The organism is Streptomyces sp. NPDC058773, assembly GCF_042746015.1.
GTDB lineage: Bacteria > Actinomycetota > Actinomycetes > Streptomycetales > Streptomycetaceae > Streptomyces.
This window is the reverse complement of the sequence record NZ_JBHYPE010000002.1, coordinates 73,226-87,391: the sequence shown is the minus strand read 5'-3', so window position 1 is coordinate 87,391 and position 14,166 is coordinate 73,226. Positions and strand designations below refer to the sequence as shown.

Below are 14,166 nucleotides of genomic sequence, written 5' to 3'. Positions count from 1 at the left end.
CGTCCTGCTCCGATTGCTCGACTGCGGGGTCACTGCGGTCGCTGCACGTCCTGCGGTCACTGCGCGGATCGCAGGTGCGTGGCGGGCAGCGCCGTCGCACCACCCTACTGCGCCGACTGATCACGCTGCTCCCGCACCACCGCCGACGGCCGCGTCCCGCTCGCCCGCCGCGGTGCCGCCGTCCTCCCGGGGCGCGAGCGACCCGAAGTCTCCGGTGTCCCCGAGCCGGACGAGGTAGGGGCGCAGCCGGGTGTAGCGGATCGCGGTGACGGAGCAGGGCTCGACGGAGATCCGCTGGAAGAGGTCGAGGTGCATGCCCAGCGCGTCGGCGACCAGGGCCTTGATGATGTCGCCGTGCGAGCACATGGCGTACGTCGCCTCGGGGCCGTGCGCCTCCTCGATCCGGGCGTTCCAGTCACGCACCGCGTCCACCGCGCGGGCCTGCATCGCGCGCATCGACTCTCCGCCGGGGAAGGCGGCCGCGGACGGGTGCTGCTGGACGACCTCCATCAGCGGCTCGTCGCTCAGCTCGGCGAGCTTCCGGCCCGACCACGCGCCGTAGTCGCATTCGTTGATCCGGTCCTCGATGTGCAGCGTGAGCCACGGCCGGGCGTCCAGCAGCGGCGCCACGGTCTCCCGGCAGCGCTGCAGCGGGCTGGAGACGACGGCGGTCAGCGGCACCTGCGCCAGCCGTGCGGGCAGCGCGGCGGACTGGACGGCGCCGCGCTCGTCGAGGGCGACTCCGGGCGCGCGCCCGGCGAGCACTCCGGCGGTGTTGGCGGTGGAGCGGCCGTGCCGCACCAGGATCAGCGTGGGCATGACCGCCACCCTACGTTCCCCGCCCCTTTCCCCGGCAGGTGGCCGGAGGTCTTCCCGGCGGACGGCCGGGCGGCTTCCTGGCAGGTGGCCGGGCGACGCGCGAGAATGCCGGTGTGATCGTCGACAGCGCCATCTACCGCGAGGGCCGTCGCACCGAGTGCACGACCGACTTCTCCCACGCCCTGGAGGAAGCCCGGGCCGAGGGGCACTCCTTCCTGTGGCTGGGGATGTACGAGCCGACCGAGGAGGAGTTCGCGCGCGTCCGGTCCGAATTCGCGCTGCACCCGCTGGCCGTCGAGGACGCGCTCAAGGCGCATCAGCGGCCCAAGCTGGAGGTCTACGACGACTCGCTGTTCATGGTGCTGAAGCCGGTCACCTACGACGACCGGGCCGACACGGTGACCGCTTCGGAGCTGATGGTCTTCGTCGGCGACGCGTTCGTGGTCACGGTCCGGCACGGTGAGGCCAGCCCGCTGGCGGCGGTGCGGCACCGGCTGGAGGAGCATCCGGAGATCCTGCGGCACGGTCCGGGGGCGGTGCTCTACGCCGTCAGCGACGCGGTGGTGGACCACTACATCGAGGTGGCCTCCGAACTCCAGCTGGACCTGGAGGAGTTGGAGGCGGAGGTGTTCGCTCCGGTACGCGGGCGGGACACCCGGAACACCGCCGCCGAGATCTACGCCTTCAAGCGCGAGGTGCTCGAATTCCGCCGGGCGACCGGCCCGTTGGCGGAGCCGATGGCCCGTCTCCAGAACCCCGGGGTGCCGTTCGTGCACGCGCACGCCCGGCCGTTCTTCCGCGACGTGGACGACCACCTCACCCGCGCCAACGAGTCGGTGGAGGGCCTGGACCGGCTGTTGTCGGACATCCTCTCCGCCCATCTCGCGCAGATGGGCGTACGGCAGAACGACGACATGCGCAAGATCTCGGCCTGGGCGGCGCTGGCGGCCGTCCCGACCCTGATCGCCGGGGTCTACGGCATGAACTTCGACAACATGCCGGAGCTGAAGTGGAACCTGGGGTATCCGGTGATCCTGGGCGTGATGGTGATCATCGAGGTGTCGCTGTACCGGCTGTTCAAGCGCCGCGGCTGGCTCTGACCTCCCGCGGGCCGTGGGGCCGGTCCGCTCAGGCGAACTCCGTGGCGGAGGTGGCCGGTCCGCCCAGCGCGTTCCGCCGCTCGGGCATCCGGAGGCTGACCATCCGCCGCCAGCCGACCATCCGCTCGTAGCCGTGCACCGCCCGGATCCCGGCGGCCAGCGCGGCGGACTTCGCCGTCGGCCACTTCAGGATGCGGCCCATGTGGGCCATCACCGCCAGGCTGACGTCCCGGTAGACGACGATCTCGGCGTGGGCACACTCGCGCAGGATCCGCTGGATGGTGCGGCCGTGCCCGGCGCGGGCCAGCCGCAGCAGCTCCTCGTGGCAGTACGCGAGGTGGTTGTCCTCGTCGTGGGAGATCATCCGGACCGCCTTGCCCAGCTCGGGGTGGTCGCCGAAGTGCTTGGTGAGCATCACCATCTGGTCGGCGGCGCGCTGTTCGGTGACCCGGCTGTGAGACAGGTAGGTGATGATGTCGAACTCGGTGAGCGGCTCGTTGCGGCGCAGCTTGTCGTGCGTCAGGCCGATGCCCCGCCGTTCCAGCAGCGCGGTGTAGTCCGTCTCCACCGGGACCTCGGTCGGCTGCAGTCCGCGCCGGCGCATCAGGGCCTGGAAGATCCGGCCGTGCTTGTCCTCGTCGGCACCGTGCCGGGCGACCTTGGGCGCGAGCACGGCCATCGAAGCGGGCACCAGCGCGGCGATCCGGCCGTTCTCCCAGCCCCCCTGGGCCTCGCCGCTGGCCGCGATGGAGCAGAACAAACGGAAGGAGTCGTCGTTGTCGACGATCTCCTGGAACAGGCTTCGGGCCGAGAGCATCTTTGCCACCTCCGAACGGACACACCCGCAAAGGAAGAGTCAATTCGGGTGTTCCATGGGCGGCAACCGGAGCGGCTGTCCGTTCGGCCGTCCGGGCGAGAGGTGCCCCCTTCGCGGGCGTAACCAGCCCGCCCGTGACCGCGTTGTGCTGCCTGACGGCCGTGGTGGGGAAGACCCCCGAGCCCCCACCACGGCCGTGGAGCTTGCGCGGCCCGGCGCTCCGGACGCCGGGCCGGGCACGGCCCGACGGCCCGCACCCGATGGCCGCTACGCCAGACCGGCGCGCTCCAGGGCCTCCGTGCCGGCCCGCAGCGACGCCAGCCGGTCCTCCAGGGTGAAGCCCGCCGGAGCCAGCGTCAGCGTGGTCACACCGACGGCCGCGTAGGCCTGCATCCGCTCGGCGATCCGCTCCACGGAACCGAGCAGCGTGGTCTGGTCGATCAGCTCCTCCGGGATCGCGGCGGCGGCACCCTCCTTGTCGCCGGACAGGTACTTGCCCTGGATTTCGGCGGCTTCCTTCCCGTACCCCATGCGCTGCGCGAGCTGGTTGTAGAAGTTCTGCTTCGGGCTGCCCATGCCGCCGACGTACAGGGCGGTGTACGGACGGAACATGTCGGCCAGCGCGCTGACGTCCTTGTCCGCGCCGACGGCGAGCGGCAGCGTAGGACAGACGTCGAAGCCCTCCAGTGTCTTGCCCGCCTTCTCGCGGCCGGCCCGGAGGTGCGCGATCGCGGTCTCCTCCAGGTGGTCGGCCGAAGGGAAAATCAGCAGCGCTCCGTCGGCGATCTCGCCGGTCTGCTGGAGGTTCTTGGGGCCGATCGCGGCGATGTAGAGCGGGATGTGCTCGCGCTGCGGGTGCACGGTGAGCTTCAGCGGCTTGCCCGGACCGCCCGGCAGCGGGAGGGTCCAGTGCTCGCCCTCGTAGGACAGCCGCTCGCGCGACATCGCCTTGCGGACGATGTCCACGTACTCACGGGTGCGCGCCAGCGGCTTGTCGAACTTGACGCCGTACCAGCCCTCGGACACCTGCGGCCCCGAGACACCGAGCCCCAGCCGGAAGCGGCCGCCGGAGAGGGAGTCCAGGGTCGAGGCCGTCATCGCGGTCATCGCGGGCGTACGCGCCGGGATCTGGAAGATCGCCGAACCGATGTCGATCCGCTCGGTCTGGGCGGCGACCCAGGAGAGCACGGTGGCGGCGTCGGAACCGTAGGCCTCCGCGGCCCAGCAGACGGAGTAGCCGAGACGGTCGGCCTCCTGTGCCACCGCGAGATTGTCGGAGTCCATCCCGGCGCCCCAGTAGCCGAGGTTGATGCCAAGCCTCATGCCGCTCCCCTTACCGATCAGTAACGTCGCTGTTCCGGGGACTGTAGCCCCCGGCCGCGGCGGCTGTCATCGGCGGGTTGTCCACAGGTCCCCTGACGGCGGCGCTCGCCCAGTAATCTCAAGGTCCATGGAGCAAAGGCACCTCGGCCGCACGGGCCTGCGCGTGACCCGCCTCGGGCTCGGCACTCTGACCTGGGCGCGGGACACGGACGAGCAGGAAGCCGCCGACCAGCTCAAGGCGTTCTGGGAGGCCGGCGGCAGTCTCGTCGACACCGCCGACATCTACGCCGACGGCGGCGCCGAATACCTCCTGGGCCGGCTGACGGAAGAGCTGGTGCCGCGCGAAGATCTGATGATCGCCACCAAGGCCGGCAGCGTCCTGGCCGCGGACCGCAGGGTCGACGGCTCCCGGCGCCATCTCCTGGCCGCCCTGGACGCCTCCCTGGAGCGGTTGGGCACCGACTACGTCGACCTGTGGCAGCTGCACGCCTTCGATCCGCACACCCCGCTGGAGGAGACCCTCCAGGCCCTCGACCTCGCCGTCGCCAGCGGCCGGGCGCGCTATGTGGGCCTGGCGAACTTCTCCGGCTGGCAGCTCGCCAAGGCCGGCACCTGGCAGCTCGCGGCCCCCGGGGTGCGCAACCGGCTCGCGAGCACACAGATGGAGTACTCCCTCCTGCAGCGCGGCGTCGAGCGGGAGGTGCTGCCCGCGGCGCTCGACCTCGGGATCGGCCTGCTGCCGTCGTCACCGCTCGGCCGGGGCGTGCTGACGGGCAAATACCGCCATGGGACGCCGGCCGACTCCCGTGGTGGCTCGGACCATCTGGCGGCGTTCGTCGCGCCCTATCTCGACGAGACGGCGGGCCGGGTCGTCGAAGCGGTCACCACCGCCGCCGACGGACTGGCCGTCACCCCGCTCCAGGTCGCGCTCGCCTGGGTCCGGGACCGCCCCGGAGTGACCGCACCGATCCTCGGCGCCCGCACAGCGCAGCAGCTCAGAGCCGCATTGTCAGTGGAGACCCTTAGTCTTCCTGACGAGATCCGCCGGGCGCTGGACGATGTTTCGGCGCCGGTGCACCACTACCCCGATCACGACTGGAGCACGCTGTGAGCACCGACCGCCTCGCCGGCGAAACCCCGCCCGGACACGAGGCCGCACCCGGCACCGCGGAGACCCAGAGGCCGGAGGAAGCGACGGAGCCGGGGGGTGCCGCGGGGCCTGGCGATGACGCGACGGCGCCGGGAAGCGCAACGGCGTCCGGTGAGGACGCGGCGGCGTCGGGGGGCACGGCGGCATCGGGGGGCACGGCGGCACCTGGCGATGACGCGGTGGTGAACAACGGGGCGGCCGGGGCGGAGGCCGAGGCCGCAACGCCCGGTGCTGCGGAAGCGAGTCCGGCCTCCGGGCCGGCCGGGACAGCCGGGGCGACCGGGACCAAGGCGACCGCTGAGGCGCTGGCGGCGGCGGTGCGGGCCGTGGAGAGTGGTGAGCGCTCGGCCGCTTCGTTCTTCAACGACGCTCCCCGCCCGGCCAAACCAGCCGCCGCGCCCGCCGCGCCCGCCGCCCAGCCGCCCAAGGCGGGCCCGCAGGGCGGACCCACGGGCCACGGGCCGGCCGCGGAGCCGGCCCGGCAGCGCACCGCCCCGGAGACCGCCGGCCCGGCCCGTCCGGGGGGCCCGGACGGCCGCGCCCCGGGTTCCGGCACCGCACCGGCAGCCAACGACCCCGCTCCCCGTCCCGCCGCGCCCACCGCGCCCGGGGTCGACGGCGTACGGCAGGTGCTCGCGGCGGGCGGTGCCCCCGAGACGCTGGCCGAGCAGGCCGCGGAAGTACTGGGCGAGCAGGCCGCCGAGGCGCTGCGCGAGGATCCCTGGCTGCTGCTCGGGGTGCCCGGCGTACGCCCCGAGCAGGCCGACGGCTTCGCCCGCGCGCTGCTCGGCGCGGCGTGCGGACCGGGCGACGAGCGGCGCGCCCAGGCGCTGGTCGGCTGGCTGCTCGAACAGGCCGCGCTCGCGGGCCACTCCGCCCTGGAGGCGTCCGCGCTGCGCGCGGCCCTCGCCCAGCGCGCGGTACCCGACCCCGATGACGCCCTGCAGTCCGCCATCGCCGACGGTGCGGTCCTGGTGTTCCAGGACGCGATCGACGAGCCGGGCCGGGCCCGTCCGGCCACGGGCGACGACGAGGAGGAGCAGCCGGTCCGGATCCTGCTCGGTCTGGACCGGTTCGCGATGGCCGAGGAGAGCGTCGCCGACGGCCTGGCACGCCTGCTCAACACCTTCCCGGCAGTGGCCGAACCGACGCCGGCCCCCACGACGGACGCGACCCCCCAAGCCACGGCCGACACCGGGTCGGGGACCAGCGGCGGGGAGCCGGTGGCGGCCGACGCGGAGCCGCAGACCGCCGACGGAGAACCGGTGACCGCCGACGCGGAGCCGCAGACCGCCGTTGGGGAGTCCTCCGCGGACACCGCCCCCCACCCCCACGCCGCCGACGACGGCACCACCCCCCACCCCGTCCGTCCCTCCGCCGCCGACTGGGAGGCCGCCGCGGCCGCCGCGCCGTCGCCGTCGGCCGCGGAGCTCATCCGTACCGCCGCGCACCACGGCCTGGTGGCGCACACCGGCGCGGAGGCGGCCCGCGCGGAGCCGGCCGCGTTGATCACCGCGGCCCGCGCGCTGGGGCTGCGTGCCTTCGGCGCCGCCCATACCGAGAACGGCCGCCGTCGCCTGGCCGCACACCTCACCGAGGCCGCCCCCGGCGGCCCGGCCAGCGGCGCCTCGGACCCCGCCGCGGCAGCGGTGACGGTCTCCGGTCTGCTGTCCGGCCGGCAGGGCCCGGGACGGGACGCGGACGGCGCGCTCGCGCTCGATCTGCTGGTCGTGCTGGACGCCCCGCAGCTGGATCTGGAGACCGCCGCGCTGCTCGTCGAGTCGCTGACCGACGGGACCCGGCTGGTGCTCAGCGGCGACCCGGGCGTGCTGTGGTCCGCCGGTCCCGGCCGGTTGTTCGCCGATCTGCTCGCCGCCCGCTTCTGTCCGCAGGTGGCCTCCCGCACCCCGGACTTCGGCCCGATCGGCGAGCTGGTCTCGGGCATCGGCATCGGGGAGCTGAGCCAGGTCGAGGCGCCCGGCAAGGAGGTGGTGATCGTCCCGGTGCGGGATGCCGGCGAGGCGGTGCACCGCACCGTCCAGCTGGTCGCCGACTCCGTGCCCCGGGCGCTCGGTGTCCCCGCGGACCACACACAGGTCATCACGGTCGGCCACGGCGGCGCGGCCGGCACCCGCGCGCTCAACGCCGCCCTCAAGGAACGGCTCAATCCCGGCCCCGGCCGGTTCGGCGGCTTCGACCCCGGCGACCGCGTGGCCTACGCCCCGGCCCCCGGCCGCACGGTGCAGGGCAGGGTCACGGGCGCGGACGCGGCCGGGCTGCATCTCGACTGCGACGGCTCCGCGGTCGTGGTGCCGCGCGAGCAGGTCGGCACCGGCGCCGTACGCCACGGCTGGGCGCTCACCGCCCATCAGGCGGCCGGTACGCGCTGGCCGGCCGCGGTGGTCGTGCTGCCCGGGGACGCCGCCGGCGGGCTGACCCGCTCCTGGGTCTACACCGCCTTCAGCCGCGGCGAGCGGCATCTGTCGGTCGTCCAGGGCGCCGACCAGGCGCTGGCCCGCGCGGTCGCCGAGATGCCGGTGAAGGAGCGCACCACTCGACTGCGCAGCCTGCTGCAGCAGAGCGTGCAGAGCACGGAGGAGCCGCCGGCAGCCGACTGAGCCCGGCAGGCCCCCGGCGCCCTCCGCACGGCCCGTACGCCGCTGCCCCGACCCGTCGCAGAACCTGCGCACGGGCCGGGGCAGTGACGTATACGGCCGGAAGACGGCTCCGGTCCGGTACGGCTCAGGAGGCGGCTCCGGTCCGGAACCGTAGGGCGCGTACGCCGCCCGTTCCGCTCCGCACATCCCGCTCCCGACGTGCCGGTCCGGCGCCGCGGGCCACTCCGGACGCGCAGGTCCGCACCTGCCGGTCCGGCGCCGCCCTCACCGTTCGTCGTCGAGCGGCTCCATCAGGTCGTCCTCGCCCAGCTCCTCGTCGAAGACGGCGCTGACGTCGAAGCGGCACACCACCCGCTGGGGGTCGGCCTGGTCGAACGGCGCGGACAGCCACTCCCCCGGCTCGGCCGGGTCGTCGGCGGCCGACACCCACAGTGTGGAGTCGCCCTCCTCCAGGCCGAACTCCTTGTGCCGGGAGGCGATCTCGTCCGGTTCGAACTCCCCGAAGAGCACACCGAGCGCGGCATGCACGCTGGTGCCGACGACCGCGGCGGCATCGGCGCCGCCGCCCGCCGCCCCGTCCGCGGCGTCCGGATCGAGATCGGCGATGCGCTGTGCCTGATGCAGCAGTCGCTGCGGCGCGGCGACGGTGTAGTCGCGCCGGATCAGTACACTCAGCGCGCTCGGCTCTTCCGGGCCCGCATATGCGGGCAGCGCCTCGTTTCCGGGGATCTCGAAGGGGGTGACCTCGTCGTAGGTGTCGTAGAGCAGCTCGTCATAGACCTCAGCCGCCGCGGCGAGCTCGTCGAACGCGGCGTACACGGCCGGATCATCCTGCCCCGAGCGGCGTTCGACCGCGTCGAGGTGACGGTCCAGCGCGGCTTTGACCGCTTCGGCGGCGGCACGTACCTCGGCAGCGGAAGGCTGCGCAGCATCAGACATAGTGCAGACGCTATCCGTACCGGGGCCGGTCCCGCACAATAGATGCGATGCCGGAATACGAATTCTGCGATGTGTATGTGCCCCGGGGCGTCTCCCGGAAGGCCACCACACGCCTGCTGACCGACCATGCCGAGTACGGACACTGGGAGTTGGACCGCCTGCGTCTGAACCCGGACGGGAGCCGTAAGGTGCGGCTGCGCCGGCGGATCATCCGCCAGCTCCGCGCCACGTGGTGACCACCACCGGGGCATGAACGCGGCAGAGCGGGCCCCGTCGAGACGGGGCCCGCTCGGTGAGCTGCCGGTGGGCTATCTGCTGCTGGTCACCGGCGGGCGGCGCGCGCCTTGCGGTAGAGCAGGGCACCACCGAGCAGCATCCCGGCGCTGGCCGGAACCGCGTAGCCGATCGAACCCGCACCGGTCTGCGCGAGGTGCCCGACAGGCTTGGAAGGCTTCGCCTGCTGGCTGGGCCCCCCGGTCTGCGGCTTGCCCGGCTTGTGCGGGGTCTGCTGGCTCGGGTTGCCCGGCTGGTGGGGATTGCCGGGGTGGTGCGGTGTGCTCGGGTGGTGCGGCCTGCTCGGCTCGTGCGGCTTGCCCGGGTGGTGGGGCCGGCCCGGCTCGTGCGGCCTGCTCGGGTGGTGCGGCCTGCCCGGGGTCGCGGAGGACCCGTTGGAGCAGTGGTTGCCGAACGCGGGGTTCAGCAGCCCGCCTCCCGAGACATTGTTGCCACAGGCGTTCACCGGCACGTCGACCGGAGCCTGGACGCTGTTGCCCGACACGACACCCGGCGAGTTCGAGGCGCCGCCGGCGGCGCCGGCTCCCGTGTGCCCGCCCGGGCGGTGCGCACCGTGGTGCCTGCCGCCGCCGTCGTTGGCGCAGCGGTTGCCGAACGCGGGGTTCAGCAGGCCGACGACATTGACGGTGTTGCCGCAGGCGTTCACCGGCACGTGGACCGGTACCTGAACGTTGTTGCCGGATCCCACGCCCGGCGAATTGGCCGCGCCTCCGGCGGCCCCCGCGTCGGCGTGTGCATAACCGGCCGCCATGGCGAGTACGCCACTGGCGGCGGCCGCGGTGATCAGGCCCTTTCGTGCGACCTGTCTCATAGGTTGTTCCCCTGCCTAGTGCCTTCAGGAATACGGACGAGTGGCGGTCTTCGGAAAGATCCACCCGCCCGTCGAAATGCTCAGCGGCTCCGGATTGCGTGGCACGCCCCCGGAGCCGGGCCGAGTCGGACCCTTTTTACGGGTGTAAATACAACGCCAAAGGACGTCAGAAGGTCACTTGTTGACGCAGCCGGCACCGAAGGCCGGGTTCAGCAGCCCGATCACGGAGACCGTGTTGCCGCAGGCGTTCACCGGGACCTGGACCGGAACCTGAATGGTGTTGCCGGACACCGCACCCGGGGAGTTCAGGGCCATGCCCTGGGCACCCGAGTCGGCAACGGCCAGGCCCGCACCGGCGAGTACGACACCACCAGCGACTGCGGCAGCAGCGACGACCTTCTTGATCATTCTTCCTCCTTGTAGGCAATACGATCCCAGCCGCGGACCGCACTGACTGCAACGAGGAAAATGTCGTTCAAGCTACGAACACATCGGTGCGTTCACTCTTTTCAGCGAAGCCGGCGCGAAAGGCAGGAAAACCGCGCCGAATTCAGCTCTGGTCGATGAACCGGTCGAGCACCCGCACCCCGAACTTCAGTCCGTCCACCGGCACTCTCTCGTCGACGCCATGGAACATCCCCGCGAAGTCCAGCTCCGGCGGCAGCTTCAGCGGGGCGAAGCCGAAGCCGCGGATGCCGAGATCGTCGAAGGACTTGGCGTCCGTGCCGGCGGAGAGCATGTACGGCACCGCCCGCGCGATCGGGTCCTCGGCCTGCAGCGCCGACTGCATCGCCTGGACCAGCGCACCGTCGAAGGTGGTCTCCAGCGCCTTGTCCGCGTGCACGTCCTCGCGCCTGACCCGCGGGCCCAGCAGCCGGTCGACGTCGGCCAGGAACTCCTCCTCGTAGCCCGGCAGGAAGCGGCCGTCGACATGCGCGGTGGCCTGGCCCGGGATGACGTTGACCTTGTAACCGGCGCCCAGCTGCGTGGGGTTGGCGGTGTTCTTGAGCGAGGCGCCGATCAGCTTGGCGATGCCGCCGAGCTTCGCGAGCGTGGCGTCCATGTCCTCCGGGTCGAGCTCGGTGCCCAGCGCGTCACCGAGCTGGTCGAGGAAGGACCGCAGGGTCTTCGTCACCCGCACCGGGAACTCGTACCGGCCCAACCGCCCGACGGCCTCGGACAGTTCGGTGATCGCGTTGTCCTTGTGGATCATCGAACCGTGTCCGGCGCTGCCGTCCACGGTCAGCTTCATCCAGTGCATGCCCTTCTGGGCCGTCTCGATGAGGTAGAGCCGCACCTGCTCGTTGACGGTGAAGGAGAAGCCGCCGACCTCGCTGATCGCCTCCGTGACCCCCTCGAAGAGGTGCGGATGGTGGTCGACGAGGTAGCGCGCGCCGTAGGTGCCGCCCGCCTCCTCGTCCGCGAGGAAGGCCAGCACGATGTCGCGCGGCGGCTTGCGCCCGCTGCGCAGCCGGTCCCGGACGACGGCCAGCGTCATCGCGTCCATGTCCTTCATGTCGACCGCGCCCCGGCCCCAGACGCAGCCGTCGGCGATCTCGCCGGAGAAGGGGTGGTGGGTCCAGTCCTCGGCGTTGGCCGGGACGACATCGGTGTGCCCGTGGATCAGCAGTGCGGGCCGTGAGCGGTCCTCGCCCTCGATCCGGGCGACGGTCGAGGCGCGGCCCTTGTGGGACTCGAAGATCTGCGGCTCGAGACCGACCTCGGCGAGCTTCTCCGCGACGTATTCGGCGGCGGCCCGCTCACCCGGGCCCGAGTGGTCCCCGTAGTTGCTGGTGTCGATCCTGATCAGGTCCCGGCACAGGTCGACGACCTCGTCCTCGCCGGTGACCGTACGGGCAGGCTGCGACGCACTCATGCCGAAACCTCGTTTCGCCCGGCCGCGCGCTCGCGGGCCGCGTACCTCTCCATGGGTTCGCTCGCAGAGCTCCTCACAGTGCCTCCTCTGGCATCACGGCCGCGGTGCGCGCCCGGAGGAGCGCGGCCCGCAGCGGGTCCACTGCCATCCTCCACCCGGCACGCGCTGCGCCCAAGGGCGCAATACTCCCGACATGCCCTGGTCACAGGCCCGCCTCCGGCCACGAGTACGGGTGATCGACCACCCCCGAAGGTTTGCTATTGTTTTCCACGTCGGAACGGCCCAGGGCCGCAACGGCAGACACCTTGTCCGGGTGGCGGAATGGCAGACGCGCTAGCTTGAGGTGCTAGTGCCCTTTATCGGGCGTGGGGGTTCAAGTCCCCCCTCGGACACTCAAATACGCACATGTCAGCGGGTTGTGATCGGACGGTCACAACCCGCTGATGTGCGTGGTAGTCCAGCTCAGGACCGAAGTCGGCGTACCGCGGTGCTTTGTCTTCAGGCTCGGCTGCTTGGAGCCGGTCTGCCATGTCTCCGAGGGTCTTGATCATGTGGTGGATCTGTTCCTCGGTGAGGATCTCCCGCTGAGCGTCCGACGCAGCGGCGAGCTGTTGGCGGGCGGCTGCCTGCTCGTTCTGGGCGGCGGTGATCCAGCCGACTACGACCGCAGGGTCGGCTCCGGCATCGTGCGGCGCGGTATCGGTCGATGCGTCGATTCGTCTCGGCGATGGTCTGCCGTGCGGCCTCCAGGGCGGGGGCGGCAACCGGTTGCCGCTGCTGGCTCTCACACATGACCCGGATGGTGCGGCCGAGATGTCCGGGCGCGAAGACGCGGGCGAGCCATGTGTCGAGCGCCGGAAGGATCGCGTTCTGACGCACGTAGACGGTCAGCGGATGTTCCAGGGCAACATTCTTGGCGTACTCGGCGGTGTAGCGGCAGCGGTAGTAGGGCCGACCGTTGTTGTAGTTGCCCTGCATCTTGCGACGGCAGATGCCGCAGCGCAATCGGCCATGGAGCGGGTAGGCGCGGTTGGTGGTGCGGGGGCTGCGCTCGGGCACCCCCGATGATCAGGTCGCTGTGGGTGACACCTGGGCTGGCATCGACGGGAGGGGCGGCCACGAGCTGGTCTCCAGCGGGGTGGGCGTGGGCGACGATGATGTGCTGCAGGTAGCGGAAGCCAGCGGTGCGTGCACAGGCGATGAGCGAGCCGAGCGGGTCGGTCAGACCCGTGTCGTCGTCCCGGCGCTGACGGGTGGCCAGCAACAGCAGGCCGTCCCCGGGCAGGAGGCGGTGCGCACGGTGGAAGAAGCCGGACCAGCCCTCTTCCATGGCTCCTGGCACCTCGCTGACGGCCCCGCCAGTGAGGTCGTCTGTGGGAGCCGGAAGGACACCGGGGTGGAGTTCAGCGAGCAGCATCGAGAGCCTGCTAGGCGTGCGTTCCCGTGAGTGACCACGGGGGTGCGAGCGTCTATGTCCGGCTCGGTGTCCCGGATGGAGATCTTGAGCAGAGACGCGGGAGGCTGGCCCGGGAGCTGAGAGAACTCGGTGCGGATCTGACTCGATCGCCCAGGCGGGCAGCACAGCGCCAGGTGCAGGCACGGCGTCCGGCTGGTCGGGGGCAGGGAGCCAGAGGGTGGTCGGCAGGGGACGAGCGGTGTGGCGACGAACGGCGCCTGAAGCACGTCGGCGGGTTGGGGACATTGCCGAGTGGCGCCCGGGAGCGGGTCCAAACCGTCTGATGCTGACGTGAAGTAAGAGGGACGCGCGCGGGCGATTCTGTCGTCACCGCGGAAAGGCGTTCGGACGGGGAAGTCAACAGCAGCCCCGTCGGGCGCTACGGGAGTCGGCGGAAGGGCGGCTTCCGGCATTGCCCAGGTCGGACGATTGGCGGTCCAGTGGCGAGCCATCTGCGAGCCACCCAGGAAGGGCCCGGCGCGTTCAGCGAACCCAGACGGAAAATTCTTCGTGTTCGATTCTGGCTGTATGCCTACGGGAGCAGCGCCGGCCGCCGGAGGCGGACCGGTGGCCGGCCCTCGCACAGACCGGGCCAGTGGTCCGGCCGGCGCGCGGCTGGGTCGCTGCCGGTCCACGGGTGGCACGGGACGGTGACAGGGCTTGCGACGAACGTTGTCCGTCACTCCTGCAGGAGATGCGCATGCGCCCCACCTCCCGCTCCTCCAACCACCGCGCCGCTTGTACGCGACCGCTCGACCGCTCACCGTTGCAGATACTGGAGGAGACCTTCCTCGCGCTGGCCACTGCGCCGCAGCCGCTCATGCTGCCCGTGCACCTGGTCTGCGAGGAGCCCGAGCATGACGTGCTGCCCGTCGACCAAGTCCATACCCGGCTCGCTCACTCCGCGACCTCCCCGGCGCTGCGCGAGCAGACCTGGGGTGAGGTGATCCGCCGCGCCCAGCG

At 71.9% G+C, this 14,166-nt stretch carries 13 protein-coding genes and 1 tRNA gene; 5 read left to right on the top strand and 9 right to left on the bottom strand.

The window, feature by feature from the left end; all coding sequences use genetic code 11:
• Positions 1-120 precede the first annotated feature (120 nt).
• Positions 121-819: a histidine phosphatase family protein gene (locus tag ACFW5B_RS02330; RefSeq protein WP_386431925.1), complete on the bottom strand. Its 699-nt coding sequence runs from the start codon at positions 817-819 to the stop codon at positions 121-123.
• Positions 820-932: 113 nt separating this feature from the next.
• Here ACFW5B_RS02330 and corA point away from each other — a divergent pair, with 113 nt between their 5' ends.
• Entirely contained in the window at positions 933-1,919 is a 987-nt protein-coding gene (corA, locus tag ACFW5B_RS02325; RefSeq protein WP_386431922.1) for a magnesium/cobalt transporter CorA, read from the top strand.
• Positions 1,920-1,947: 28 nt separating this feature from the next.
• Here the strand turns inward: corA and ACFW5B_RS02320 are convergent, their stop codons facing one another.
• The gene (locus tag ACFW5B_RS02320; RefSeq protein WP_386431919.1) at positions 1,948-2,736 is read right to left on the bottom strand and encodes a ferritin-like domain-containing protein; all 789 of its coding nucleotides are present in this window, start codon (positions 2,734-2,736) and stop codon (positions 1,948-1,950) included.
• A gap of 267 nt (positions 2,737-3,003) precedes the next feature.
• Entirely contained in the window at positions 3,004-4,059 is a 1,056-nt protein-coding gene (locus ACFW5B_RS02315; RefSeq protein ID WP_386431916.1) for an LLM class F420-dependent oxidoreductase, read from the bottom strand.
• A 127-nt stretch (positions 4,060-4,186) separates the two neighbouring features.
• Between ACFW5B_RS02315 and ACFW5B_RS02310 the strand changes: the two genes are divergently transcribed.
• Together ACFW5B_RS02310 and ACFW5B_RS02305 are read left to right on the top strand one after the other, a co-directional pair.
• Positions 4,187-5,170: an aldo/keto reductase gene (locus tag ACFW5B_RS02310; protein WP_386431913.1), complete on the top strand. Its 984-nt coding sequence runs from the start codon at positions 4,187-4,189 to the stop codon at positions 5,168-5,170.
• A gap of 218 nt (positions 5,171-5,388) precedes the next feature.
• Entirely contained in the window at positions 5,389-7,827 is a 2,439-nt protein-coding gene (locus ACFW5B_RS02305) for a helix-hairpin-helix domain-containing protein (RefSeq protein WP_386431910.1), read from the top strand.
• 264 nt (positions 7,828-8,091) lie between these two features.
• On the opposite strand, the gene ACFW5B_RS02300 is transcribed toward ACFW5B_RS02305, so the two are convergent.
• Positions 8,092-8,766, bottom strand: a complete 675-nt coding sequence (locus ACFW5B_RS02300) for a hypothetical protein (protein ID WP_386431908.1) — start codon at positions 8,764-8,766, stop codon at positions 8,092-8,094.
• A gap of 47 nt (positions 8,767-8,813) precedes the next feature.
• Between ACFW5B_RS02300 and ACFW5B_RS02295 the strand changes: the two genes are divergently transcribed.
• Complete coding sequence (locus tag ACFW5B_RS02295; protein WP_030416245.1) at positions 8,814-9,002, top strand: DUF5703 family protein; 189 nt, start codon at positions 8,814-8,816, stop codon at positions 9,000-9,002.
• 86 nt (positions 9,003-9,088) lie between these two features.
• Here ACFW5B_RS02295 and ACFW5B_RS02290 read toward each other — a convergent pair whose 3' ends face one another.
• The 3 genes from ACFW5B_RS02290 to ACFW5B_RS02280 all read right to left on the bottom strand — a co-directional run bounded on the left by ACFW5B_RS02290 (position 9,089) and on the right by ACFW5B_RS02280 (position 11,747).
• Positions 9,089-9,871: a chaplin family protein gene (locus tag ACFW5B_RS02290; protein ID WP_386431904.1), complete on the bottom strand. Its 783-nt coding sequence runs from the start codon at positions 9,869-9,871 to the stop codon at positions 9,089-9,091.
• 174 nt (positions 9,872-10,045) lie between these two features.
• Positions 10,046-10,279, bottom strand: a complete 234-nt coding sequence (locus tag ACFW5B_RS02285; protein WP_386431901.1) for a chaplin — start codon at positions 10,277-10,279, stop codon at positions 10,046-10,048.
• A gap of 142 nt (positions 10,280-10,421) precedes the next feature.
• Entirely contained in the window at positions 10,422-11,747 is a 1,326-nt protein-coding gene (locus ACFW5B_RS02280) for a M20/M25/M40 family metallo-hydrolase (protein WP_386431899.1), read from the bottom strand.
• A 307-nt stretch (positions 11,748-12,054) separates the two neighbouring features.
• Here ACFW5B_RS02280 and ACFW5B_RS02275 point away from each other — a divergent pair.
• Positions 12,055-12,139 (top strand) — tRNA-Leu (locus tag ACFW5B_RS02275).
• Between the two features lie 106 nt (positions 12,140-12,245).
• On the opposite strand, the gene ACFW5B_RS02270 is transcribed toward ACFW5B_RS02275, so the two are convergent.
• Positions 12,246-12,725, bottom strand: coding sequence for a hypothetical protein (locus tag ACFW5B_RS02270; RefSeq protein WP_386431896.1), 480 nt, complete (start codon positions 12,723-12,725; stop codon positions 12,246-12,248).
• 1,238 nt (positions 12,726-13,963) lie between these two features.
• Positions 13,964-14,104: a hypothetical protein gene (locus ACFW5B_RS02265; protein ID WP_386431893.1), complete on the bottom strand. Its 141-nt coding sequence runs from the start codon at positions 14,102-14,104 to the stop codon at positions 13,964-13,966.
• Positions 14,105-14,166 lie beyond the last annotated feature (62 nt).